General features: G+C 57.1%; 15 protein-coding genes. 9 read left to right on the top strand and 6 right to left on the bottom strand.

Features of this window, described 5'->3' with window-relative positions; all coding sequences use genetic code 11:
• Positions 1 to 472 precede the first annotated feature (472 nt).
• Both rcsD and rcsB read left to right on the top strand, forming a co-directional pair.
• Complete coding sequence (gene rcsD, locus ACMWLG_RS03675) at positions 473 to 3,145, top strand: phosphotransferase RcsD (protein WP_023312509.1); 2,673 nt, start codon at positions 473 to 475, stop codon at positions 3,143 to 3,145.
• Between the two features lie 16 nt (positions 3,146 to 3,161).
• Positions 3,162 to 3,812 (top strand): response regulator transcription factor RcsB, encoded by a 651-nt coding sequence (rcsB, locus tag ACMWLG_RS03670; protein ID WP_006176468.1) that lies wholly within the window; start codon positions 3,162 to 3,164, stop codon positions 3,810 to 3,812.
• A 90-nt stretch (positions 3,813 to 3,902) separates the two neighbouring features.
• On the opposite strand, the gene rcsC is transcribed toward rcsB, so the two are convergent.
• Entirely contained in the window at positions 3,903 to 6,749 is a 2,847-nt protein-coding gene (gene rcsC, locus ACMWLG_RS03665; protein WP_045402761.1) for a two-component system sensor histidine kinase RcsC, read from the bottom strand.
• A 135-nt stretch (positions 6,750 to 6,884) separates the two neighbouring features.
• Entirely contained in the window at positions 6,885 to 9,521 is a 2,637-nt protein-coding gene (gene gyrA, locus ACMWLG_RS03660; protein WP_045354270.1) for a DNA topoisomerase (ATP-hydrolyzing) subunit A, read from the bottom strand.
• 146 nt (positions 9,522 to 9,667) lie between these two features.
• Between gyrA and ubiG the strand changes: the two genes are divergently transcribed.
• The 4 genes from ubiG (at position 9,668) to yfaE (ending at position 14,514) form a co-directional block, all read left to right on the top strand.
• On the top strand, positions 9,668 to 10,396 hold the full coding sequence (gene ubiG, locus ACMWLG_RS03655; RefSeq protein ID WP_045402755.1) for a bifunctional 2-polyprenyl-6-hydroxyphenol methylase/3-demethylubiquinol 3-O-methyltransferase UbiG: 729 nt from the start codon (positions 9,668 to 9,670) through the stop codon (positions 10,394 to 10,396).
• A 347-nt stretch (positions 10,397 to 10,743) separates the two neighbouring features.
• Positions 10,744 to 13,029 (top strand): class 1a ribonucleoside-diphosphate reductase subunit alpha, encoded by a 2,286-nt coding sequence (gene nrdA / locus ACMWLG_RS03650; RefSeq protein WP_045402753.1) that lies wholly within the window; start codon positions 10,744 to 10,746, stop codon positions 13,027 to 13,029.
• Positions 13,030 to 13,129: 100 nt separating this feature from the next.
• Positions 13,130 to 14,260, top strand: coding sequence for a class Ia ribonucleoside-diphosphate reductase subunit beta (gene nrdB, locus ACMWLG_RS03645; RefSeq protein WP_023312514.1), 1,131 nt, complete (start codon positions 13,130 to 13,132; stop codon positions 14,258 to 14,260).
• Positions 14,260 to 14,514 carry a class I ribonucleotide reductase maintenance protein YfaE gene (yfaE, locus tag ACMWLG_RS03640; protein ID WP_008500234.1) on the top strand — a complete coding sequence of 85 codons (255 nt, stop codon included), beginning with the start codon at positions 14,260 to 14,262 and terminating at the stop codon, positions 14,512 to 14,514. The genes nrdB and yfaE overlap by 1 nt, the downstream gene beginning before the upstream one ends.
• A 105-nt stretch (positions 14,515 to 14,619) precedes the next feature.
• Here yfaE and glpQ read toward each other — a convergent pair whose 3' ends face one another.
• Together glpQ and glpT are read right to left on the bottom strand one after the other, a co-directional pair.
• Complete coding sequence (gene glpQ, locus ACMWLG_RS03635; RefSeq protein WP_045402751.1) at positions 14,620 to 15,678, bottom strand: glycerophosphodiester phosphodiesterase; 1,059 nt, start codon at positions 15,676 to 15,678, stop codon at positions 14,620 to 14,622.
• A gap of 11 nt (positions 15,679 to 15,689) precedes the next feature.
• A complete protein-coding gene (gene glpT / locus ACMWLG_RS03630; protein WP_045354273.1) occupies positions 15,690 to 17,042 on the bottom strand; it encodes a glycerol-3-phosphate transporter in 1,353 nt (450 codons plus the stop codon).
• A gap of 252 nt (positions 17,043 to 17,294) precedes the next feature.
• Between glpT and glpA the strand changes: the two genes are divergently transcribed.
• The 3 genes from glpA to glpC are packed head-to-tail and all read left to right on the top strand — an operon-like array spanning position 17,295 to position 21,317.
• Positions 17,295 to 18,923 carry an anaerobic glycerol-3-phosphate dehydrogenase subunit A gene (gene glpA / locus ACMWLG_RS03625; protein WP_045402749.1) on the top strand — a complete coding sequence of 543 codons (1,629 nt, stop codon included), beginning with the start codon at positions 17,295 to 17,297 and terminating at the stop codon, positions 18,921 to 18,923.
• The gene (glpB, locus tag ACMWLG_RS03620; RefSeq protein WP_045402746.1) at positions 18,913 to 20,130 is read left to right on the top strand and encodes a glycerol-3-phosphate dehydrogenase subunit GlpB; all 1,218 of its coding nucleotides are present in this window, start codon (positions 18,913 to 18,915) and stop codon (positions 20,128 to 20,130) included. Before glpA ends, glpB begins: the two co-directional genes overlap by 11 nt.
• Positions 20,127 to 21,317 carry an anaerobic glycerol-3-phosphate dehydrogenase subunit GlpC gene (gene glpC / locus ACMWLG_RS03615; protein WP_045402744.1) on the top strand — a complete coding sequence of 397 codons (1,191 nt, stop codon included), beginning with the start codon at positions 20,127 to 20,129 and terminating at the stop codon, positions 21,315 to 21,317. Before glpB ends, glpC begins: the two co-directional genes overlap by 4 nt.
• A 33-nt stretch (positions 21,318 to 21,350) precedes the next feature.
• Here the strand turns inward: glpC and ACMWLG_RS03610 are convergent, their stop codons facing one another.
• Positions 21,351 to 22,550 carry a nicotinamide mononucleotide deamidase-related protein YfaY gene (locus ACMWLG_RS03610; RefSeq protein WP_045402741.1) on the bottom strand — a complete coding sequence of 400 codons (1,200 nt, stop codon included), beginning with the start codon at positions 22,548 to 22,550 and terminating at the stop codon, positions 21,351 to 21,353.
• Positions 22,551 to 22,643: 93 nt separating this feature from the next.
• Entirely contained in the window at positions 22,644 to 23,183 is a 540-nt protein-coding gene (locus ACMWLG_RS03605; RefSeq protein WP_029740927.1) for a YfaZ family outer membrane protein, read from the bottom strand.
• Positions 23,184 to 23,292 lie beyond the last annotated feature (109 nt).

Raw genomic sequence — 23,292 nt, 5'->3', positions numbered from 1 at the left:
GTTACAGCACTGAATGACAAAACAAGATCGCACCTAATCTCTAAAATAACTCTCGCTATCATCATTAACTTTATTTATTACCGTCATTCAGTTTTGAATGTCTGTTTATCCCTAATTGAACCGGATGCTCCGCATTCGGTTTTTTTTTACCTTTCTTTACGTAACTTCTCTTTTTTTGTGCTACCGCACCGTAATTGTAACGACTATTAACTAAATTCTCTTCGGGTATTCTTCGAAGTCCATAAATTGGTGCAAGACTTAATTTCTTGTTAATTCGTGCTATTTATTGACGGCGTGGGTCGATTATTTGTACGCGCATGGCGAGTTTGTACATGTTTTCTGCACTCCCCGCCGCCGATATTGTCCGGAGAAAAAGTCGCCTCTTCCCGGACAGTCGCGCTGGAAATTCAGTTATTACCCTTTATACTGCCCTATCGCCACAGAGCACGACCATAACGGGTTAAAGATATCAATGAGTCAGACTGAAACTACCGCCCCGAGCAAATTCTCCCTTCTCCCCGGGAGCATCACCCGTTTCTTTCTTCTTTTGATCGTTGTGCTGTTAGTCACCATGGGGGTGATGGTACAAAGCGCGGTTAACGCCTGGCTGAAGGATAAGAGCTATCAGGTCGTGGATATCACCCACGCCGTGCATAAGCGCATAGACACCTGGCGCTACGCCACCTGGCAGATTTACGACAATATCGCTGCTGCCCCGACCTCCTCGTCCGGGGATGGACTTCAGGAGACGCGACTTAAGCAGGATGTCTATTATCTCGAAAAACCGCAGCGTAAGACCGAGGCCCTTATCTTTGGCTCTCACGACAGCGCGACGCTTGAGATGACGCAGCGTATTTCGACCTATCTGGATACCCTCTGGGGGGCCGAAACGGTACCGTGGTCGATGTACTATCTGAACGGTCAGGACAACAGCATGATCCTGATCTCTACGCTGCCGTTAAAAGATCTCTCGTCCGGCTTTAAAGAGACAACCGTGGGCAGCATCGTCGATTCCCGCCGGGCAGAGATGCTGCAGCAGGCGAACGCCCTTGATGAGCGTGAGAGCTTCTCTTCCCTGCGTCGTCTGGCCTGGCAAAACGGTCATTATTTTACCCTGCGCACCACGTTCAACCAGCCAGGGCATCTGGCGACGGTGGTGGCCTTCGATTTACCGATTAATGATTTAATCCCGCCGGATATGCCGCTCGACAGCTTCCGCCTGGAGCCAGACAGCAGCACCCAGAACATGCGTGCGGCGTCCGACAAAGAGGCCGCAGAGAGCGTATCGATCTCCTTTAACGGCTCGAAAATCGAAATTGCCTCATCGCTGAACTCGACCGGCATGCGTCTCGTGTGGCAGGTGCCGTTTGGCACGCTGTTGCTCGACACCCTGCAAAATATTCTGCTGCCTCTGCTGCTGAATATCGGTCTGCTGGCGCTGGCGCTGTTTGGCTACAGCACCTTCCGTTTCCAGACGGGGCGTCAGAGCGACGCCTCTGCGGTTCCGGCCGGTACCAACAATGAGCTGCGCGTATTGCGTGCACTGAATGAAGAGATTGTTTCCGTGCTGCCGCTTGGGGTCTTGGTTCATGACCAGGAGGCGAATCGTACGGTGATGAGCAACAAAATTGCCGACCATCTGCTGCCGCATCTTAACCTGCAGAACATCACCACCATGGCGGATCAACACCAGGGGGTGATTCAGGCCACCATCAACAATGAACTGTACGAGATCCGTCAGTTCCGCAGCCAGGTGGCTCCCCGCACGCAAATCTTCATTATTCGCGACCAGGATCGCGAAGTGCTGGTCAATAAAAAGCTCAAGCAGGCGCAAAGGCTGTATGAGAAAAACCAGCAGGGGCGCGCCGCATTTATGCAGAACATTGGCGATGCCTTCAAGCAGCCGTTAAAAACGCTGGCGACCCAGGCGGCGGCGTTAAACACCTCTGAAAGCCACCAGCTTGCCTGCCAGGCCGATTCGCTGGTCAGAATGGTTGATGAGATCCAGCTGGCGAACATGCTGGAAAATGATTTCTGGAAGGGAACACCAGCCCTCTTCTCCATCCAGGATCTGATCGATGAAGTGGTGCCGGAAGTGCTGCCCGTCATTAAGCGCAAAGGGCTGCAGCTGCTGATCAATAACAATCTCCCTGCGAATGACGAACGCCACGGCGATCGCGAAGCGCTGCGCCGCATTCTGCTGATGATTATTCAGTACGCCGTGACCACCACGCAGATCGGCAAGATCACCCTTGAAGTCAGCACCGAGGAGTCGGCAGAAGACCGTCTGACGTTCCGCATCCTGGATACCGGGGAAGGCGTCACAACAAGTGAAATTGATAATCTGCACTTCCCGTTCCTGAATGACACGCAGAGCGATCGCTACGGCAAGGCCAATGCCCTGACCTTCTGGCTGTGCGATCAGCTGGCGCGTAAGCTTGGCGGCCACCTGAATATCAAAGCCCGTGAATCCCTCGGCACCCGCTATTCTCTGCATGTGAAAATGGCGGCCAATCCGCAGGAAGAGGATGAAGAACGTCTGCTGGATGACGTCGTGGTGATGGTCGATGTGACCTCGAACGAGATCCGCAATATTGTCGTTCGTCAGTTAGAAAACTGGGGAGCGGCCTGCATCACGCCGGATGAAAGACTTGCAAGTCAAGAATTTGATCTGTTTTTAACTGATAATCCGTCTAATCTTACTGCCTCCGGCTTGCTTTTAAGCGATGATGAGTCAGGCGTGCGGAAAATCGGCCCTGGCCAGCTGCGCGTCAACTTTAATATAAGCAATGCGATGCAGGAAGCTGTACTACAACTAATAGAAGAGCAGCTGGCGCAGGAAGAGATAACGGAGTCACCGTTAGGCGGCAATGAAAATGCCGAGCTTCACGCCAGCGGATACTATTCACTCTTTGTTGATACAGTACCAGATGATGTTAAGCGGTTGTATACTGAGTCCGCTGCGAATGATTTTGCAGCGCTGGCACAGACAGCACACCGGCTTAAAGGGGTGTTTGCCATGCTTAATCTGGTTCCCGGCAAGCAGTTATGTGAAACGCTGGAACATCTAATTCGTGAGAAAGATGCCTCTGGCATTGAAAAATACATCAGCGACATTGACGCCTACGTCAAAAGCTTGCTGTAGCAAGGTAGCCTTATACATGAACAATATGAACGTAATTATTGCCGATGACCATCCGATTGTACTGTTCGGTATTCGCAAATCACTTGAACAGATCGAGTGGGTGAATGTAGTCGGTGAATTTGAAGACTCTACAGCACTGATCAATAACCTCCCAAAGCTTGATGCACACGTGCTCATTACCGATCTCTCCATGCCTGGAGACAAATACGGTGATGGGATCACGCTCATCAAATACATTAAACGTCACTTCCCGGATATCTCGATCATTGTTCTGACCATGAACAACAACCCGGCGATCCTGAGCGCGGTGTTGGATCTGGACATCGAAGGGATTGTGCTGAAACAGGGCGCCCCGACCGATCTGCCAAAAGCGCTCGCTGCGCTGCAGAAAGGCAAGAAGTTCACCCCTGAGAGCGTCTCTCGTCTGCTGGAAAAAATCAGCGCGGGTGGCTACGGTGACAAACGCCTGTCCCCGAAAGAGAGTGAAGTTCTGCGCCTGTTCGCAGAAGGTTTCCTGGTAACCGAGATTGCCAAGAAGCTGAACCGCAGCATTAAAACCATCAGCAGCCAGAAGAAATCAGCGATGATGAAGCTGGGCGTGGACAACGATATTGCTCTGCTGAACTATCTCTCCTCCGTTACGCTGAGCGCATCGGACAAGGATTGATCCCGGACGGGTGTGCGGCCTGAGGCCCTCACCCCGTCCCTCTCCCACGGTGAGAGGGTTGAAACGCGAAAAGGCCCTTGCGGGCCTTTTTTATATTCTGGTTTTTCTCACGCGATCCGCGTAAATCGACAACGTCTGCTTCAGCACGTCCAGCGTCACCGGTTTCGACAGACAGCTGTCCATGCCTGACTCCAGACAACGCTGTTTCTCTTCCGCCAGCGCGTTCGCCGTTACGCCCACCACCGGCAGCGTCAGGCCCAGCTGTCGGATGCGCTGCGTCAGACGGTAGCCGTCCATGTTTGGCATGTTGACGTCGCTAAGCACGATATCAATATGATTTTTACTCAGCACATTCAGCGCATCCACGCCGTCATTGGCGGTTTTGCACTGGTAGCCCAGCGATCCAAGCTGGTCTGCAAGCAGGCGACGGTTAATCGGATGGTCATCCACCACCAGAATCATCATATCGTCATTCACCGACGCCAGAGACTCCGGTGACGGCAATCCGCCCGCGCCGTCGCGCTCTTCCAGCTCCACTTTGTAGATGCGCGCCAGCAGGCTCAACAGCTCGTGCGGCGTTGCAACGCTGTGTACCCATTCCCCAGGCGCACGCTCGACAGGAATGCCGATGTGGCGACGGCAGAAGAGCACCGACCCTCTCCCCTGCCACGGTTGCTCCGGCATCTCGTCGGCGATCAGCACATCGTCCACGTCCGGTGTTTGACCTTCATAGAGACACACCCTGACTCCACTGTGGGCAAGCAGCGCCGTCAGGTAATCATTCAGCGAGGCGTTTTGCACCGCCAGCCAGCAGCGCTTGTCGCTCAGCCCGTCCACCGTCGCTTTTGCCGGATACTGCGCCGAATAGAGCGGAATACGGATGGTGAACTGGCTGCCCATGCCGGGCTCGGTATCCACGGAAATATCACCGTCCATCATGCTGACGAGCTTCTCACAAATCGCCAGCCCCAGTCCGGTGCCCTGGAAGTTACGCTGCACGCCGGTCCCGACCTGGAAGAACGGGTCGAACAGGCGGACCACTTCCTTCGCAGGGATGCCGACGCCCGTGTCGCGCACGCGAATGCTCAGGTAATCCCCCGCCCGGCAGACGTGCAACACGATACAGCCAACGTCGGTGAATTTGATGGCGTTGCTGAGCAGGTTTGAGATGACCTGCTGCAGGCGCATCGGATCGCCGTGCAGCGTCAGCGGCACGTCAGGTTCAATAAAGCAGTAGAGCCCCAGCTGTTTACGCACCACCAGCGGCAGATAGTTGGCGCTGATGTGGTTCATCACCTCGCGCGGCGAGAACTCCCGCGGTTCGATTTTCAGCTGCTCAGACTCAATTTTAGAGAAATCGAGAATATCGCTGATGATTTTCAGCAGCAGGCTGGAGGAGTTGTTCATCGCCGTCACCAGCCTGTCGACCCCTTTCGGCAACTCTTTGGTCTGCAGCAGGTCGAGGTTACCGATGATCCCGTACAGCGGCGTTCGCAGCTCGTGGCTGACGGTGGCAAGGAACATGGATTTCGACTGGCTGGCCTGCTCCGCCGCCTGGGCCATCTCCTGCAGCGACTCTTCCATCTTCACGCGCGCGGAGACATCTACCAGCACGCAAATCGCCACGTTTTCATTGCGATAGCGGGAATGCACAAAGCTGATCTGCAGGTTGGTGTGCGTGCTGGTGAGCACGTCGACAAAGTTAACCTGCTGACCGCAAATAATTTGCGTCAGCCTCTGGCGGTCTTCGTGCGTCAGCATGTTCAGGTAGTTATGCGCCAGCTCGTTACTCAGGATGTTGGTTCCGTCCTGGGTACGCAGAATGCAGATCCCCACCGGCGCCGACGCGACAATCTTCCGGTTAAACTGCTCGTGTTCCTCCAGCCGCTGGGCGTCGCTTTCGGCCGGAATAAAGATTTTCCGCTCATACATGCGCGCCAGGGTGAACAGCGCACCACCCGCGATCAGGTTCAGCAGAATGGCATTCATGATAAGAATGCGTATCCGCTCAAGCACCATGTCCACTGGCACCGAGTAGACAATGCTCAGCGACGAAGGCGGCAGGCTCTTCTTAAGCACCAGTTCGCGGAAGCCGGAGGTATAGCCAAACCACGACCGCTCCTGCATCCAGTGCGGTTCGACGTTTAACCGGTTATCCGGCCCGGCAAGTGAGATCAGCTGATGACCGTTTTCATCCAGAATGGTCACCCCCATAGGCAGGCTGCCCGGGGTGAAAAAGTTTTCCATGCGAATGGTCTGCTCAATCCCCAGCAGCGCCTGCAGGCGATTGCCCAGATACACCGGCGTCAGGGCGTAGAAATAGCCCACGCCCGGGCGCGGGCCCTGGCTAACCCAGAAGATGTTATTCCCGCGCTCGTCCTGCGGTGCATTGCGATATTTCACAATACGTTCATGCAGGCTTTTCAGCGCATCGTCACGCTCAACGGGCACGTCGCGCAGGCCAAAGTCAGCCATGCAGAGATTTTCACTGCCAATCAGGAATACGCGGTTCAGGTCATAGGCGGCGGAGAAATTGTCGCGCCAGTAGCGCATAAACCAGGCAAGGGATTCCAGCGACCCGCGCCAGGTATTGCTCATGGTGGAGCAATCGGAGTCCGGGAACAGCGGCTGGAAGTCCGGGACTTCGGTATTGTCATTCCGCCCGCGAAGCGCAAGGATGCCGTTTTCCGCCGTCAGACGATTTTCGGCAATATACTTCAGCTCCTTCATCACGTCAGACGTTCGCTGAATGTAGCGCTGGGCCTGGTCGGAGCTTAAGTTAAACTCCTGGCGGATCTCCGCTTCTTTCTGGTGCAGCGCGTTAACGATGTAAAACACCGAGAACAAGGCCACCAGCAGCCAGAGCAAGAGCGCCAGCGCCCGAAACAGATAGCGAGAAACTTTCAGCGTAGTACGAAAGGAGACGAGGTATTTCAAGGGGGCGAGGCTCCGCCGTCGGGGTCAAAAGAATGTGGTTAAGGTAGCGGTAAATGCGCCAGGTCGCAACGTTGACTTATCTGCTTGTGCAAAAGAAAAGGGCCGGAATCCGGCCCTTTTTTGCATCAGGAGACATTACTCGTCAGCGTCATCCGCTACGTCATCGTCGGTGTCGGCTTCCGGCGCGATATCATCATCGCCTTCCGCAACGCTACCGTCGATGGAATCGAGCTCTTCGTCATCCACCGGCTCAGCAACGCGCTGCAGACCCACCACGTTTTCATCTTCCGCTGTGCGGATGAGGATCACGCCCTGGGTGTTACGCCCCACCACGCTGATCTCAGACACGCGGGTACGCACCAGCGTACCCGCATCGGTGATCATCATGATCTGGTCGGCATCGTCTACCTGCACCGCGCCCACAACGGAACCGTTGCGCTCGGTCACTTTGATAGAGATAACGCCCTGCGTGCCGCGAGACTTGGTTGGGTATTCCCCTTCCGCCGTACGTTTACCGTAACCATTCTGCGTCACGGTCAGGATAGCCCCTTCACCGCGCGGAATAATCAGAGAAACAACGCTGTCTTCGCCAGCCAGTTTGATACCACGAACGCCCGTAGCGGTACGACCCATTGCACGGACGGCGTTCTCTTTAAAGCGCACCACTTTACCGGCCGCAGAGAACAGCATCACTTCATCAGAACCGGAGGTCAGATCCACACCGATCAGCTCGTCGCCTTCGTTCAGGTTCACCGCGATGATCCCGGCGGAACGTGGGCGGCTGAACTCGGTCAGCGCGGTTTTCTTCACGGTACCGCTGGCGGTCGCCATAAAGACGTTCACGCCCTCTTCGTACTCGCGTACCGGCAGGATGGCGGTGATACGTTCGTTCGCTTCCAGCGGCAGCAGGTTGACGATTGGACGGCCACGCGCGCCGCGGCTCGCTTCCGGCAGCTGATAAACTTTCATCCAGTACAGACGACCGCGGCTGGAGAAGCAGAGGATCGTGTCATGGGTGTTCGCCACCAGCAGGCGGTCAATAAAGTCTTCTTCTTTAATACGCGCTGCAGACTTGCCTTTACCGCCACGACGCTGTGCTTCGTAGTCGGTCAGCGGCTGATACTTCACATAGCCCTGGTGAGACAGGGTGACCACCACGTCTTCGCGGTTGATCAGATCTTCAATGTTGATATCAGAGCTGTTCGCGGTGATTTCGGTGCGGCGCGCATCGCCGAACTGATCGCGGACCAGCTCCAGCTCTTCACGGATCACTTCCATCAGACGCTCTGCGCTGCCCAGGATATGCAGCAGTTCAGCAATCTGTTCCAGCAGCTCTTTGTATTCGTCGAGCAGTTTTTCGTGCTCAAGGCCGGTCAGTTTCTGCAGACGCAGATCCAGAATCGCCTGAGCCTGCTGTTCAGTCAGGTAATACTGACCGTCACGCACGCCGAATTCAGGTTCCAGCCACTCTGGACGCGCTGCGTCATCGCCCGCACGTTCCAGCATCGCGGCAACGTTACCCAGATCCCACGGACGGGAAACCAGGGCTGCTTTCGCTTCCGCCGGGGTTGGCGCACGACGGATCAGTTCGATGATCGGGTCGATGTTGGCCAGCGCAACCGCCAGCGCTTCAAGGATGTGCGCACGGTCGCGCGCTTTGCGCAGTTCGAAGATGGTACGACGGGTCACCACTTCACGGCGGTGACGCACGAACGCGCTCAGGATCTCTTTCAGGTTCATGATCTTCGGCTGACCATGGTGCAGCGCAACCATGTTGATACCGAAGGAGACCTGAAGCTGAGTCTGGGAGTACAGGTTGTTCAGCACAACCTCACCCACCGCGTCGCGTTTGATCTCAATCACGATGCGCATACCATCTTTGTCAGACTCGTCACGCAGCGCGCTGATCCCTTCAACACGTTTTTCTTTTACCAGCTCGGCGATTTTTTCAATCAGACGCGCTTTGTTCACCTGATACGGGATCTCGTGAACAATGATGGTTTCACGGCCGGTTTTAGCGTCCGCTTCCACTTCAGCGCGGGCACGGATGTAAATCTTGCCGCGGCCGGTGCGGTACGCTTCTTCAATACCGCGACGACCGTTGATGATCGCCGCCGTTGGGAAGTCCGGACCCGGGATGTGTTCCATCAGCCCTTCAATGCTGATGTCTTCATCGTCGATATAGGCCAGGCAGCCGTTGATCACCTCGGTGATATTGTGCGGCGGAATGTTGGTTGCCATACCGACCGCGATACCGGATGAACCGTTAACCAACAGGTTCGGGATCTTGGTTGGCATCACATCTGGGATGCGCTCGGTGCCGTCGTAGTTATCGACGAAATCAACGGTCTCTTTTTCCAGGTCGGCCATCAGCTCATGAGCGATTTTCGACATACGGATTTCCGTATAACGCATCGCCGCAGCGGAGTCGCCGTCGACTGAACCAAAGTTACCCTGACCATCTACCAGCATGTAACGCAAGGAGAATGGCTGCGCCATACGAACGATGGTGTCATATACGGCGGTATCACCATGCGGGTGATATTTACCGATGACGTCACCGACGACGCGGGCAGATTTTTTATAGGCTTTATTCCAGTCATTGCCCAATACGTTCATGGCGTATAGTACGCGACGGTGTACCGGCTTAAGGCCATCGCGGACGTCCGGCAGCGCACGGCCAACAATGACCGACATCGCATAGTCCAGATAGGAGCTCTTCAGCTCTTCCTCGATGTTAACCGGTGTAATTTCTCTCGCAAGGTCGCTCATCTAACCGCTATCCCTCTACTGTATCCCGGATTCAAAGGTCGCAAATTATAACACAGCCGAGGTGATTGAGGTAAACCTATACGCTTTATTCACGGGGATTGCCTGATATACTCCTTTGTCTTGCTAAATAAGGAGTAAAAGCGCCCATGAATGCCGAAAAATCCCCGGTGGCTCACAACGTTGACCACGAAGAGATTGCCAAATTTGAAGCGGTGGCGTCCCGCTGGTGGGATCTCGAAGGTGAGTTCAAACCGCTGCATCGCATTAACCCGCTGCGTCTGGGCTATATCGCGGAGCGTTCCGGCGGTCTGTTCGGTAAGAAAGTGCTCGACGTCGGCTGCGGCGGCGGCATCCTGGCTGAGAGCATGGCGCGCGAAGGGGCGAATGTTACGGGCCTGGATATGGGCTTTGAACCGCTCCAGGTTGCCCGCCTTCACGCGCTGGAGTCCGGCATACAGGTGGAATACGTGCAGGAAACCGTGGAAGAGCACGCGGCAAAACACCCCCATCAGTACGATGTGGTGACCTGCATGGAGATGCTGGAGCACGTACCCGATCCGCAGTCGGTGGTACATGCCTGTGCAAAACTGGTGAAGCCGGGCGGCCAGGTCTTCTTCTCAACCATCAACCGTAACGGTAAAGCCTGGCTGATGGCCGTCGTTGGCGCGGAGTATGTACTGCGCATGGTGCCGAAAGGGACGCACGACGTGAAGAAATTCATCAAGCCTGCGGAGCTGTTAAGCTGGGTTGACCAGACGTGGCTCAAAGAGCAGCACATCACCGGCCTGCACTACAATCCGCTAACCAATAAATTCAAACTCGCACCGGGCGTTGATGTTAACTATATGTTGCACACAACCGCCAAAAACGACTAACGTCATTCGTTATTCTTATAAAGATTGCGCGACATCATGTTGCGCAATTCTAACCTCCCGTTGAAGAAATCAGCACTCGATCAAATTTTGAATTTTTTTTCTTAATTATTGACATGTCTTCCAGGCCTTACGGTACGAGGACTTAGCCTTTTTTACCCTTTCACAACCTCAATTTAACGCCAAAATCAACCCTTGTGCTGAAAAGATTCGATACTAGAATACTCACCATATAGCGTTTTTCTTATCGCAAACCCCCTACATGTAGTATTTATCCACAGAGTTAGTCACAAGACGGATCTGTGGATAAACGGGGGATATTTTTTATTTCACGGACAGGTAAAACCCACATGAATCAGAGTCTGCTGGTGACAAAGCGCGACGGTACTACCGAGCGTATCAATCTGGACAAAATCCATCGAGTTCTCGACTGGGCAGCAGAAGGACTGAACAACGTATCTATCTCCCAGGTTGAACTGCGTTCTCACATTCAGTTCTACGACGGCATCAAAACGTCTGATATCCACGAAACGATCATTAAAGCAGCGGCAGACCTCATCTCCCGCGAAGCACCGGATTATCAGTACCTCGCTGCACGTCTGGCGATTTTCCACCTGCGTAAAAAAGCCTACGGTCAGTTTGAGCCGCCGAAGCTTTACGATCACGTGGTGAAAATGGTTGAGCTGGGCAAATACGACACGCATCTGCTGGAAGACTATACGGAAGAAGAGTTCGAGCAGATGAACGGGTTTATCGATCACTGGCGCGACATGAACTTCTCCTACGCGGCGGTGAAGCAGCTCGAAGGCAAATACCTGGTTCAGAACCGTGTAACCGGTGAGATCTACGAAAGCGCCCAGTTCCTCTATATTCTGGTGGCCGCCTGCCTGTTCTCTAACTACCCGCGTGACACCCGTCTGGAATACGTGAAGCGTTTCTACGATGCGGTATCCACGTTCAAGATTTCTCTGCCGACGCCAATCATGTCTGGCGTGCGTACTCCAACCCGTCAGTTCAGCTCCTGCGTACTGATCGAGTGTGGTGACAGCCTGGATTCCATCAACGCCACCTCCAGCGCCATCGTGAAATACGTCTCCCAGCGTGCCGGTATCGGCATCAACGCCGGTCGCATCCGTGCGCTGGGCAGCCCGATTCGCGGCGGTGAAGCGTTCCACACCGGCTGTATCCCGTTCTATAAACACTTCCAGACGGCCGTAAAATCCTGCTCTCAGGGCGGCGTGCGCGGCGGTGCTGCGACCCTGTTCTACCCGATGTGGCACCTGGAAGTGGAAAGCCTGCTGGTCCTGAAAAACAACCGCGGCGTGGAAGGCAACCGCGTGCGTCACATGGACTACGGCGTGCAGATCAACAAGCTGATGTACACCCGTCTGCTGAAAGGCGAAGACATTACGCTGTTCAGCCCGTCCGACGTTCCGGGCCTGTACGACGCGTTCTTTGCCGATCAGGACGAGTTCGAACGTCTGTACACCAAATACGAAAAAGACGACAGCATCCGCAAGCAGCGCGTGAAGGCGGTAGACCTGTTCTCTCTGATGATGCAGGAACGCGCCTCTACCGGCCGTATTTACATCCAGAACGTGGACCACTGCAACACCCACAGCCCGTTTGATCCAGTAGTTGCGCCAGTGCGCCAGTCTAACCTGTGCCTGGAGATCGCCCTGCCGACCAAACCGCTGGAAGACGTGAACGACGAAAACGGCGAAATCGCGCTGTGTACACTGTCCGCGTTCAACCTGGGCGCGATTAAGAGCCTGGACGAGCTGGAAGAGCTGGCCGTGCTGGCGGTTCGCGCGCTCGACGCCCTGCTGGACTACCAGGATTACCCGATCCCGGCCGCTAAACGCGGTGCAATGGGCCGCCGTACCCTGGGTATCGGCGTGATCAACTTCGCCTACTGGCTGGCGAAAAACGGCAAGCGTTACTCCGACGGCAGCGCTAACAACCTGACGCACCAGACGTTCGAAGCGATTCAGTACTACCTGATGAAAGCCTCTAATGAGCTGGCGAAAGAGCAAGGCGCGTGCCCGTGGTTCAACGAAACCACCTACGCGAAAGGCATTCTGCCAATCGACACCTACAAGAAAGACCTGGATGCGATCGTCAGCGAGCCGCTGCATCTCGACTGGGAAGGCCTGCGCGAGTCCATCAAGACCCACGGCTTGCGTAACTCTACGCTCTCTGCCCTGATGCCGTCCGAGACCTCTTCGCAGATCTCTAACGCCACCAACGGTATTGAACCGCCGCGCGGCCACGTCAGCATCAAAGCGTCGAAAGACGGCGTGCTGCGTCAGGTGGTACCGGACTACGAAACGCTGGGCAACAACTACGAGCTGCTGTGGGAAATGCCAAACAACGACGGCTACCTGCAGCTGGTGGGTATCATGCAGAAGTTTATCGACCAGTCGATCTCTGCCAATACCAACTATGACCCGACGCGCTTCCCGTCCGGCAAGGTACCGATGCAGCAATTGCTGAAAGACCTGCTCACCGCCTACAAATTTGGCGTGAAAACGCTGTACTATCACAACACCCGTGATGGTGCGGAAGACGCGCAGGACGACCTGGTTCCGTCAATTCAGGACGATGGCTGCGAAAGCGGCGCATGTAAGATCTAAGCACTTCGCCGGGTGGCGCTACGCTTACCCGGCCTACGGTTTTGTAGGCCCGGCAAACGCAGTGCCGCCGGGCAATAAAATCTCAACAGGACTCACCGCAATGGCATATACCACCTTTTCACAGACGAAAAACGACCAGCTCAAAGAGCCGATGTTCTTCGGCCAGCCGGTCAACGTGGCACGCTACGATCAGCAAAAATATGACATCTTCGAAAAGCTGATTGAAAAGCAACTCTCCTTCTTCTGGCGTCCGGAAGAAGTGGACGTCTCCCGCGACCGTATTGACTACCAGTCTCTGCCGGATCACGAAAAACATATCTTCATCAGCAACCTGAAGTACCAGACGCTGCTGGACTCCATCCAGGGCCGTAGCCCGAACGTGGCGCTGCTGCCGCTGATCTCCATTCCGGAGCTGGAAACCTGGGTGGAAACCTGGGCGTTCTCCGAGACTATCCACTCCCGCTCTTACACCCACATCATCCGCAACATCGTGAACGATCCGGCGGTGGTGTTTGACGATATCGTCACCAACGAGCAGATCCAGAAGCGCGCGGAAGGCATTGCCCATTACTACGACGAGCTGATCGAGATGACCAGCTACTGGCATCTGCTGGGCGAAGGTACGCACAACGTGAACGGTAAAACCATCACTGTGAACCTGCGCGCGCTGAAAAAACAGCTTTACCTGTGCCTGATGAGCGTCAACGCGCTGGAAGCGATCCGCTTCTACGTGAGCTTCGCCTGCTCCTTCGCCTTTGCCGAGCGCAAGCTGATGGAAGGCAACGCCAAAATCATCCGTCTGATCGCCCGCGATGAAGCCCTGCACCTGACTGGTACCCAGCACATGCTGAACCTGCTGCGCAGCGGTACGGACGATCCGGAGATGGCGGAAATCGCCGAAGAGTGCAAGCAGGAGTGCTACGACCTGTTCGTGCTGGCGGCTCAGCAGGAGAAAGAGTGGGCCGACTACCTGTTCCGTGACGGCTCCATGATTGGCCTGAATAAAGACATCCTGTGCCAGTACGTTGAGTACATCACCAACATCCGCATGCAGGCCGTCGGTCTTGACCTGCCATTCCAGACGCGCTCTAACCCGATTCCGTGGATCAACACCTGGCTGGTGTCCGATAACGTGCAGGTTGCGCCGCAGGAAGTGGAAGTCAGCTCTTATCTGGTCGGTCAGATTGATTCTGAAGTCAACACCGACGACCTGAGCAACTTCCAGCTCTGATGTCACGCGTCACGTTAAGTCTTTCCGGCACTGAGGTGCTGTGTCGGGAGGAGCACCCTTCTCTGCTGGTGGCGCTTGAGGCGCATCAGGTAGAAGTAGAGTACCAGTGTCGTTCCGGCTACTGCGGCTCCTGCCGCTGCCGCCTGGTCGCCGGCCAGGTGGACTGGCTGACCGAGCCGCTGGCCTTTATCAACGAAGGGGAAATTTTGCCCTGCTGCTGCCGGGCAAAAGGCGATATAGAGATCGAGATGTGATGTTGTCCTTATCCCCTCTCCCGGTGGGAGAGGGTTAGGGTGAGGGCATCAGGCCGCAGAGCCAGATTGTCGGGTGGCGGCTTCGCCTTACCCGACCTGCCAAACCTACTTCCGGTGAATGAATTCGACCGCTTTATCCGGGAAATCCGTAAACAGTCCGTCCACGCCCGCCTGGTTATACAATACCTCATAAAGCTGATTCACGTCCGTGGCATACGGCGGCAGCTGGTCTGCACGCACGGTATACGGATGTACCTGCATCCTGCTGGCGTGCGCCTCTTTCACCATCGCCGTCAGCTTCACGTGGCCCGGCGCTGAGCCTTCCGCCACCAGCATGTGGTAATCCGGCCCGATGCCGTCGGCGTACTGCGCAATCTGCTTCATCGCGCCCGGCTTAAACATCCAGTCGTAGTTATAGTTCACCCACTTGCCGTCCGGCTGCTTCTCCTGGGTTTCATTCCAGTCGGTATAGGCAATCAGCTGCACCAGATTGAGGTTCATCCCCATCTTCGGCTCCAGCTCGGTTTTGATGCGCTTCAGCTCGGCGGCGTCAAAACACTGCAGGTAGACTTTGTCCTTCTTGCTGGTGTAGCCGTACTGTTTCAGCACCTCCAGCGTCTTCGCGGCAATGTCTTTGCCTTCCTGATGGTGGAACCACGGCGCTTTGATCTCCGGGTAGATGCCGATATTTTTACCGGTTGAGTGGTTCAGCCCCTGAACAAACTCAATCTCTTCCTGGAAGGTATGAATCCGGAAGTCAGATTTTCCCATCGGGAAACGTCCCGGATAGACCTGCACCTTCTTGCCGTTTTCGATCTCGAAGCCTTCGGTAAACTTCAAGGAACGGATCTCCGCCAGGGTGAAATCAATGGCATAGTAGCGGCCATCTTTTCGCGCGCGGTCCGGGAAACGCTCCGCCACGTCCGTCACGCGGTCCAGGTAGTGGTCATGCAGGACGACCAGCTGGTCGTCCTTGGTCATCACCAGATCCTGCTCCAGATAATCCGCGCCCTGGGCATAGGCCATCGCTTTCGCCGGGAGCGTATGCTCCGGCAGATAGCCGCTGGCGCCGCGGTGGGCGATAACGATTTTATCCGCCGCCAGCGCGGAGCCTGTCATCAGGCCCGCCAGCAGCAGGCCGGTTGTTACGTAAAATAATTTCATCGCAATGCTCCTTATTGACGACGCGCCAGCACTTCCGCGTGGTGACGTTTCTCACCGATCATGACCACAATGAGCAGCAGTACCGCCAGCACGCTGCCGCCGATCATCACCATAAAGCCGCCGTCCCAGCCGAAGAAGTCTACGGTGTAGCCCACAATGGCGCTCGCCGCGACCGAACCGCCGAGGTAGCCGAACAGGCCGGTAAAGCCTGCCGCCGTGCCCGCCGCTTTTTTCGGCGCCAGCTCCAGCGCGTGCAGGCCGATCAGCATTACCGGACCATAAATCAGGAAGCCGATAACGATCATGCAGGCCATGTCTACTGATGGGTTGCCCGGCGGGTTGAGCCAGTAAACGACGGTCGCGATGGTGACCAGGGTCATAAAGAACACGCCCGTCGCCCCGCGGTTGCCTTTAAACACTTTGTCCGACATCCAGCCGCAAAGCAGCGTGCCCGGGATCCCGGCATATTCATACAGGAAATAGGCCCAGGAAGACTTATCCAGCGCGAAGTGCTTAACCTCTTTCAGGTAGGTTGGCGACCAGTCGAGGATGCCGTAGCGCAGCAGGTAAACGAACACGTTTGCCACCGCGATGTACCACAGCAGCTTGTTCGGCAGCACGTACTTCATGAAGATCTGTTTGGCGGTCAGCTCTTCTTCGTGCTCCTTGCTGTAATCATCCGGATAATCGTTTTTGTACTCTTCAATCGGCGGCAGGCCGCAGGACTGCGGCGTATCGCGCATCAGGGCGAAGGCAATAATCGCCACCAGAATGGCGCCAAAGGCAGGCATATAGAGCGCCGCGTGCCAGTCGTTGAACCAGGCCATCCCCAGCAGGAACAGCAGCGGCGGAATACCGCCGCCCACGTTATGCGCGCAGTTCCACACCGACACGATGCCGCCGCGCTCTTTCTGCGACCACCAGTGCACCATGGTACGTCCGCACGGCGGCCACCCCATCCCCTGGAACCAGCCGCAGAGGAACAGCAGCACGAACATAATCGCAATACTGGACGTCGCCCACGGCACAAAGCCCATGAACAGCATGACCGCGGCCGCCAGGATCAGGCCGGCGGGCAGGAACACGCGCGGATTCGAGCGATCCGACACGGAACCCATGATGAATTTGGAAAAACCGTAGGCGATTGAGATCCCCGACAGCGCGAACCCCAGATCGCCGCGGGAGAAGCCCTGCTCCACCAGATACGGCATGGCGAGCGCGAAGTTTTTACGCACAAGGTAGTACGCCGCGTACCCGAAGAAGATACCCAGGAAAATTTGCCAGCGCAGACGGCGGTATAGCGGATCAATTTCTGCCTCTGGCAGACGCGCCCTGTGCGGCGCAGGTTTGAAGATACTGAGCATAACAGCCTCCGTGGCCTTGAATTGAATGGGCAGGTGGCTCGCACCTGAATTCCAGAGGCGGGGATGTTAAGAAATCACGGTGATTGTTACTGTGAATCAACGCACAGATTGTTACAGAAATATGACAGAATGCGCAAAAAAGCGCATGAAATCACGTTCCATTTTCGAATTTCGCGCGTTTATGTTCGAAATCAAACAAACCACACTATTGATATGGCTAAATGATAAAAAAACGAACATAGAGGGTAAACAATGACCATTCACGATCCTCGCTACAGCGATGTGATAATCATTGGCGGTGGCGCAACTGGCGCCGGGATCGCACGCGACTGCGCCCTTCGCGGCTTAAGCGTTACGCTGCTGGAGCGCCACGATATCGCCACGGGCGCAACCGGGCGTAACCACGGCCTGCTGCACAGCGGCGCGCGGTATGCGGTTACCGACGGTGAATCCGCGCGCGAATGTATTGCTGAAAACCAGATCCTCAAGCGTATCGCCCGCCACTGCATTGAGCCAACCAACGGCCTCTTTATTACTCTTCCCGAAGATGATCTCGCCTTTCAGGACACCTTTATTACCGCCTGCACTGCGGCGGGCATTCAGGCTGAGGCAATGGACCCGGCGCTGGCGCGGCGGCTGGAACCGTCGGTTAACCCGGCGCTTATCGGCGCGGTGAAAGTGCCTGACGGCACCGTCGACCCCTTCCGCCTGACCGCCGCCAACATGCTGGACGCCCGCGAGCATGGCGCGCGCATCCTGACCGGGCACGAAGTGACCGGCCTTATCCGCGAAGGTCACCGCATCTGCGGCGTGCGGCTTTTTAATGCGCAATATAATGAACACAGCGAGCTGTATGCCGCCGTGGTGGTCAACGCGGCGGGGATCTGGGGGCAGCGCATCGCGGAATACGCGGACCTGTCGGTGCGCATGTTCCCGGCGAAAGGCTCGCTGCTGATCCTCGACCACCGCATCAATAACCACGTGATTAACCGCTGCCGCAAGCCGTCCGATGCCGATATCCTGGTGCCGGGCGACACCATTTCGTTAATCGGTACCACCTCAACCCACATCGACTACAGCGAGATTGACTACAACCGCGTGACCGCCGAAGAGGTCGACGTCCTGCTGCGCGAAGGGGAAAAACTGGCCCCGGTGATGGCGCAGACGCGTATTCTGCGCGCCTACGCGGGCGTGCGTCCGCTGATTGCCAGCGACAACGACCCGAGCGGACGTAACGTCAGCCGGGGCATCGTGCTGCTCGATCACGCCGAGCGCGACGGCATGGACGGGTTTATCACCATCACCGGCGGCAAGCTGATGACCTACCGCCTGATGGCCGAGTGGGCGACCGATGCCGTCTGCCGCAAGCTGGGGAATATCGAAACATGCGTGACGGCAGACCAGCCGCTGCCCGGCTCGCGGCAGTCCACCGAAAAAACGCTGCAAAAAATTATCTCCCTGCCCGCGCCGCTGCGCGGGTCCGCGATTTACCGCCACGGCGACAGAACGCCGCAGTGGCTCGGTGAAGGACGCCTGAGCCGCAGCCTGGTATGCGAGTGCGAAGCCGTCACCGCCGGTGAGGTGCAGTACGCGGTGGAGAGCCTGACGGTCACAAGCCTGCTCGATCTTCGTCGCCGCACCCGCGTGGGAATGGGTACCTGTCAGGGCGAGCTGTGCGCCTGTCGTGCCGCCGGGCTGCTGCAGCGTTTTCATACCACCACCGCCACCCAGTCGCTCGATCAGCTCAGCGCGTTTTTAAACGAGCGCTGGAAAGGCATTCAGCCTGTCGCCTGGGGCGATGCCCTGCGCGAAAGCGAATTTACCCGCTGGGTCTACCAGGGGCTTTGCGGTCTTGAGAAGGAGCAACGCGATGAAATTTGATACCGTAATCGTCGGCGGCGGGCTGGCAGGCCTGCTCTGCGGCATCAAGCTCTCGAAGCAGGGTCTTCGCTGCGCCATTATCACCCGGGGCCAGAGCGCCCTGCACTTCTCGTCGGGCTCGCTGGATCTGGTGGACGATGCGTACCGCGATAAGCTGCCGCCGGAGCACCCGTATCACCTGATTGGCGCCCAGCATATTGACCGCTTTGCGCTGGAAACCGAAGCGCTGCTGGCGGACTGCGGCGCGCGTCTGAAGGGAAGCGCCCGGCTCAATCACCAGCGCGTCACGCCGCTCGGCACCCTGCGCTCTGCTTGGCTCAGCCCGGAAGAAGTGCCCGTTGCTCCCTTCAATGCCGCACGCGTCCGGGTCGTGGGCATTAGCGGCTTTCTGGATTTTCAGCCCCATCTCGCGGCCGCGTCGCTCTGTCGCCAGGGCGTCAATGCCGAAACGGCAGAGATAGAGCTGCCTGAGCTTGATGTCCTGCGCGACAACCCGAGCGAGTTTCGCGCGGTGAATATCGCCCGTTTTCTGGATAACGAGGACAAATGGCCGCTGCTGTATGACGCGCTCAGACCGCTCAGCGATAGCTGTGATGCCCTGCTGATGCCCGCCTGCTTCGGTTTACGCGACAACCGGCTCTGGCGCTGGCTCTCGGATCGTCTGCCCTGCACGCTCGGCCTGCTGCCAACCCTTCCCCCTTCCGTACCCGGCATTCGCCTGCATACCCAGCTCCAGCGCCAGTTTGTCGCGCAGGGCGGCGTGTGGATGGCGGGCGATGAGGTGAAAAAAATCACCCTGACCGACGGCGCGGTGAGCGAAATCTGGACGCGCAACCACGACGATATTCCGCTTCGTGCCCGCTATACGGTGCTGGCAAGCGGCAGCTTCTTCAGCAACGGGCTGCTGAGCAGCCGGGAGGGCATCCGGGAAGCCATCATGGGGCTGGATGTTCGTCAGCGAGCCTCCCGCGCGGACTGGTATCAGAGCGATTTCTTCTCGCCGCAGCCCTGGCAGCAGTTCGGCGTGATTGTCGATAGCCAGCTGCATCCGCAACTTTCCGGGAAGCCCGCCAGTCATCTCTTTGCCATCGGCTCGCTGCTGGGCGGGTACGATCCCATTGCCCAGGGATGCGGTGGCGGAGTCTGCGCCGTCACGGCGCTGTATGTGGCAGAGCAGATTAGCCAGCGCACGGAGGCTGAACAATGAACGACACCCGTTTTGAAAGCTGCATTAAATGCACGCTGTGTACCACCGTCTGCCCGGTGAGCGGCGTGAACCCACGCTATCCCGGGCCAAAGCAGGCCGGACCGGACGGCGAGCGTCTGCGTCTGAAGGACGGCAAGCTGTACGACGAGGCGCTGAAATACTGCATTAACTGCAAACGCTGCGAAGTCGCCTGCCCGTCGGATGTGAAAATCGGCGATATCATCCAGCGCGCCCGGGCGCGCTACAGCACGCAAAAGCCGACGCTGCGTGACGCTATTCTGAGCCACACCGATCTGATGGGCAGCGTCTCGACGCCGTTTGCCCCGCTGGTGAATGCCGCGACCTCTCTCAAACCGGTGCGCCAGCTGCTGGATGCCACGCTGAAGATAGACCATCACCGCAGCCTGCCGAAATATTCTCACGGTACCTTCCGCCGCTGGTACAAATCCGTTGCGGCGGAGCAGGCGCAGTACGCCGATCAGGTGGCCTTCTTCCACGGCTGCTATGTGAACTACAACCACCCGCAGTTGGGTAAAGACCTGCTGAAGGTGCTGAACGCCATGGGAACGGGCGTTCAGCTACTGAACAAAGAGAAGTGCTGCGGCGTGCCGCTGATTGCTAACGGGTTTACCGATAAAGCGCGCAGTCAGGCTCGAAGCAATGTCACCTCCCTGCGTGAAGCCATCGTCGACAAAGGCATACCGGTGCTGGCGACCTCGTCCACCTGTACCTTCACCCTGCGCGATGAGTATCCGCATCTGCTGGACGTAGATAACACCGGCCTGCGAGAGCACATCGAGCTGGCAACACGCTTCCTGTGGCGCAAGCTGGACAGCGGGCAGACGTTGCCGCTGGGGAAATTGCCGCTGAAAGTGGTGTACCACACGCCGTGTCATATGGAGAAGATGGGCTGGTCGCTCTATACGCTGGAGCTGCTGCGGTTAATCCCGGGGCTGGAGCTGACGGTGCTGGACTCGCGCTGCTGCGGGATTGCGGGAACCTACGGCTTTAAGCGTGAAAACTATGAAACGTCGCAGGCGATCGGCGCCCCGCTGTTCCGTCAGATTGAGGAGAGCGGCGCGGATATCGTGGTGACGGACTGCGAAACCTGCAAGTGGCAGATTGAGATGTCCACCAGCAAGCGCTGCGAGCATCCAATCTCCCTGCTGGCGAAGGCGCTGGGCTAAACAGTGCCGGGGCGAAACGCCCCGGCACAGGTTTTACTCAATGAACAGCGACTCGACAACGTTAATCCAGCCGTGCTCGCTGGCAACCTCTTTGCCATTCAGCCAGCGGCGCAGCATGTTCAGCGCCATCATGGCGCAAACCTCCTGACGCACCGCCAGGCTGTGGCGGGTGATGCTCATTTTTACCCGCAGGGCCCAGGTGCCTTCCGGCGTCGCCAGCGCGAAGTTAAGGTGTTCCTCGTCCAGCCCCCCGACGAACAGCGCCAGACCGGCAAAATGCTTCACCCTTCTCTCGGAAGCCCAGCGGGCGGTTTGCGCCAGGGTCTCCTGCTGGAACGGCACCACTTCGCTGGCCAGCAGCGGCGCGTTGACGCGCGACAGCTGCAGCGCCAGCAGGCCACCGGTGAACTGTTCGCTTAAGGTCACGCTCAGCTGACGCGACTGCAGATGCGTCGCAATCTGCGCGGGCAGCCCTTCCGTCCCTTCAAAGATCAGGCTTTCGCCCGCCACGCGCTGCACCTCGGGCCACAGGGCCAGCATCGCCTCTTTCTGTTCGGCCGGACCTGTCAGCTTGAGTTCAATGATCGGCATGGAGGAGCGGTAGCCCATGGAGACGCCCGGCGGCAGCGGGAGAGGGTCAAGGCTCTGGGCCAGATCGCTTTCCGAGCGGCCAAAGGTGGTCAGACGCAGGCACAGCGGCGGTTCAGGTAGGGTAAAACGATCGCGAAGGCGCGGCAGGATTTGCTGCTCGACCATCACTTTAAATTCTGAGGGCACGCCCGGCGTAAAGAACATCAGGCAGCGGTTCAGCTGCATGGCAAACCCGCACGCGGTACCCACCGGGTTATCGACCAGCTCGGCGCTGGCGGGAATTTCAGCCTGTTTGCGGTTGCTGGGGGCCATGACGCGGCCACGTTCGGAGAAAAAGCGCTCCATCTGCGAAAGCCACGCCTCGTGCAGCACCAGCCCTTCGCCTTTTGCGGTCGCGGCGGCCAGCGCGCTGAGATCGTCACCGGTGGGGCCGAGTCCGCCATTCACAATCAGCACGTCGCACTGTTCGCTGCGCTCGCGCAGAATAGCGACCAGCGACTCAAGATTGTCGCCCACCGTATTGCGGCGCGTTAACGGTAATCCTTGCTCAAAGAAAAGATCGGCAAGCCAGGCAGCATTGGTATCAATAATTTGTCCATGCAGCACTTCGTCGCCGGTGGATAACATCTCCACGTTAATCATTATGTTCTCCCGCTTATTTGGTCAAAACACTATAGCGCAAACGCGGGGTGGAGAAGAGAGAAACTGGCGCGACAGAACGCCGCGCCGGAGTGATTAGAAGCCTGCGCTGACGCCCACGTACGGGCCGTCGGCCAGCGCGTTGTCGCGGTTGCCGTCTTTGCCGGCCAGGTTCAGATAGCGATAGCCCGCTTCGATGGTAATCGGACGCATGATGGTCCAGCGCGCACCGGCGTTGGCCTCTTCATAGCTTTCGATACCGCTTGAGAGGGAGTCCGGCGAATAGTAGTACTCACCAAACAGGCCGAAGCTGTCGCCAATTTTCCACTGCAGGCCGCCGCCCACTGCCGCCGCGTACCCTTCGTCACCGTCATTTGGGTTGGTATAGATACCTTTACCGCCGACGGTGGCCAGGAACGGGCCAAGAGGAACGTTCAGACCCAGGCCGAGGCTCGCCGCGTCGCCGTCGTCATCGTTATGCGTCCAGCCGCCGGTCATCGCCAGACCGGAAGTCTCGGTACCCATGCCAAAGCCCAGGTGGGTATAATCCTGACCCGCCGAGCCGTTAATGCTGATGGCGTTAGCCGCCGCAGATACAACCATCAGGCCGAAGCCCACTAATGCCACTTTTTTCATTGTCGTGATCCCGCACAATTATTATAAAGAAGTCCCAAAACCGCGAGATTTTAACCGGAGTCTCCCGGGGATCAAGCACTCTGCGTGCGGCAGGTCAGTAGATTGTAAT

The organism is Enterobacter sp. 01-M-02-SI-ECC, assembly GCF_047530595.1.
GTDB lineage: Bacteria > Pseudomonadota > Gammaproteobacteria > Enterobacterales > Enterobacteriaceae > Enterobacter > Enterobacter cloacae_M.
This window is presented reverse-complemented; position numbering and strand designations above follow the sequence as displayed.

Excerpts from the sequence above, each read along its gene's own strand:
- rcsD (WP_023312509.1), top strand. The coding sequence starts at position 473 with ATGAGTCAGACTGAAACTACCGCCCCGAGCAAATTCTCCCTTCTCCCC.
- rcsB (WP_006176468.1), top strand. The coding sequence starts at position 3,162 with ATGAACAATATGAACGTAATTATTGCCGATGACCATCCGATTGTACTG.
- gyrA (WP_045354270.1), bottom strand. The coding sequence starts at position 9,521 with ATGAGCGACCTTGCGAGAGAAATTACACCGGTTAACATCGAGGAAGAG.
- ubiG (WP_045402755.1), top strand. The coding sequence starts at position 9,668 with ATGAATGCCGAAAAATCCCCGGTGGCTCACAACGTTGACCACGAAGAG.
- nrdA (WP_045402753.1), top strand. The coding sequence starts at position 10,744 with ATGAATCAGAGTCTGCTGGTGACAAAGCGCGACGGTACTACCGAGCGT.
- nrdB (WP_023312514.1), top strand. The coding sequence starts at position 13,130 with ATGGCATATACCACCTTTTCACAGACGAAAAACGACCAGCTCAAAGAG.
- yfaE (WP_008500234.1), top strand. The coding sequence starts at position 14,260 with ATGTCACGCGTCACGTTAAGTCTTTCCGGCACTGAGGTGCTGTGTCGG.
- glpQ (WP_045402751.1), bottom strand. The coding sequence starts at position 15,678 with ATGAAATTATTTTACGTAACAACCGGCCTGCTGCTGGCGGGCCTGATG.
- glpT (WP_045354273.1), bottom strand. The coding sequence starts at position 17,042 with ATGCTCAGTATCTTCAAACCTGCGCCGCACAGGGCGCGTCTGCCAGAG.
- glpA (WP_045402749.1), top strand. The coding sequence starts at position 17,295 with ATGACCATTCACGATCCTCGCTACAGCGATGTGATAATCATTGGCGGT.
- glpB (WP_045402746.1), top strand. The coding sequence starts at position 18,913 with ATGAAATTTGATACCGTAATCGTCGGCGGCGGGCTGGCAGGCCTGCTC.
- glpC (WP_045402744.1), top strand. The coding sequence starts at position 20,127 with ATGAACGACACCCGTTTTGAAAGCTGCATTAAATGCACGCTGTGTACC.
- ACMWLG_RS03610 (WP_045402741.1), bottom strand. The coding sequence starts at position 22,550 with ATGATTAACGTGGAGATGTTATCCACCGGCGACGAAGTGCTGCATGGA.
- ACMWLG_RS03605 (WP_029740927.1), bottom strand. The coding sequence starts at position 23,183 with ATGAAAAAAGTGGCATTAGTGGGCTTCGGCCTGATGGTTGTATCTGCG.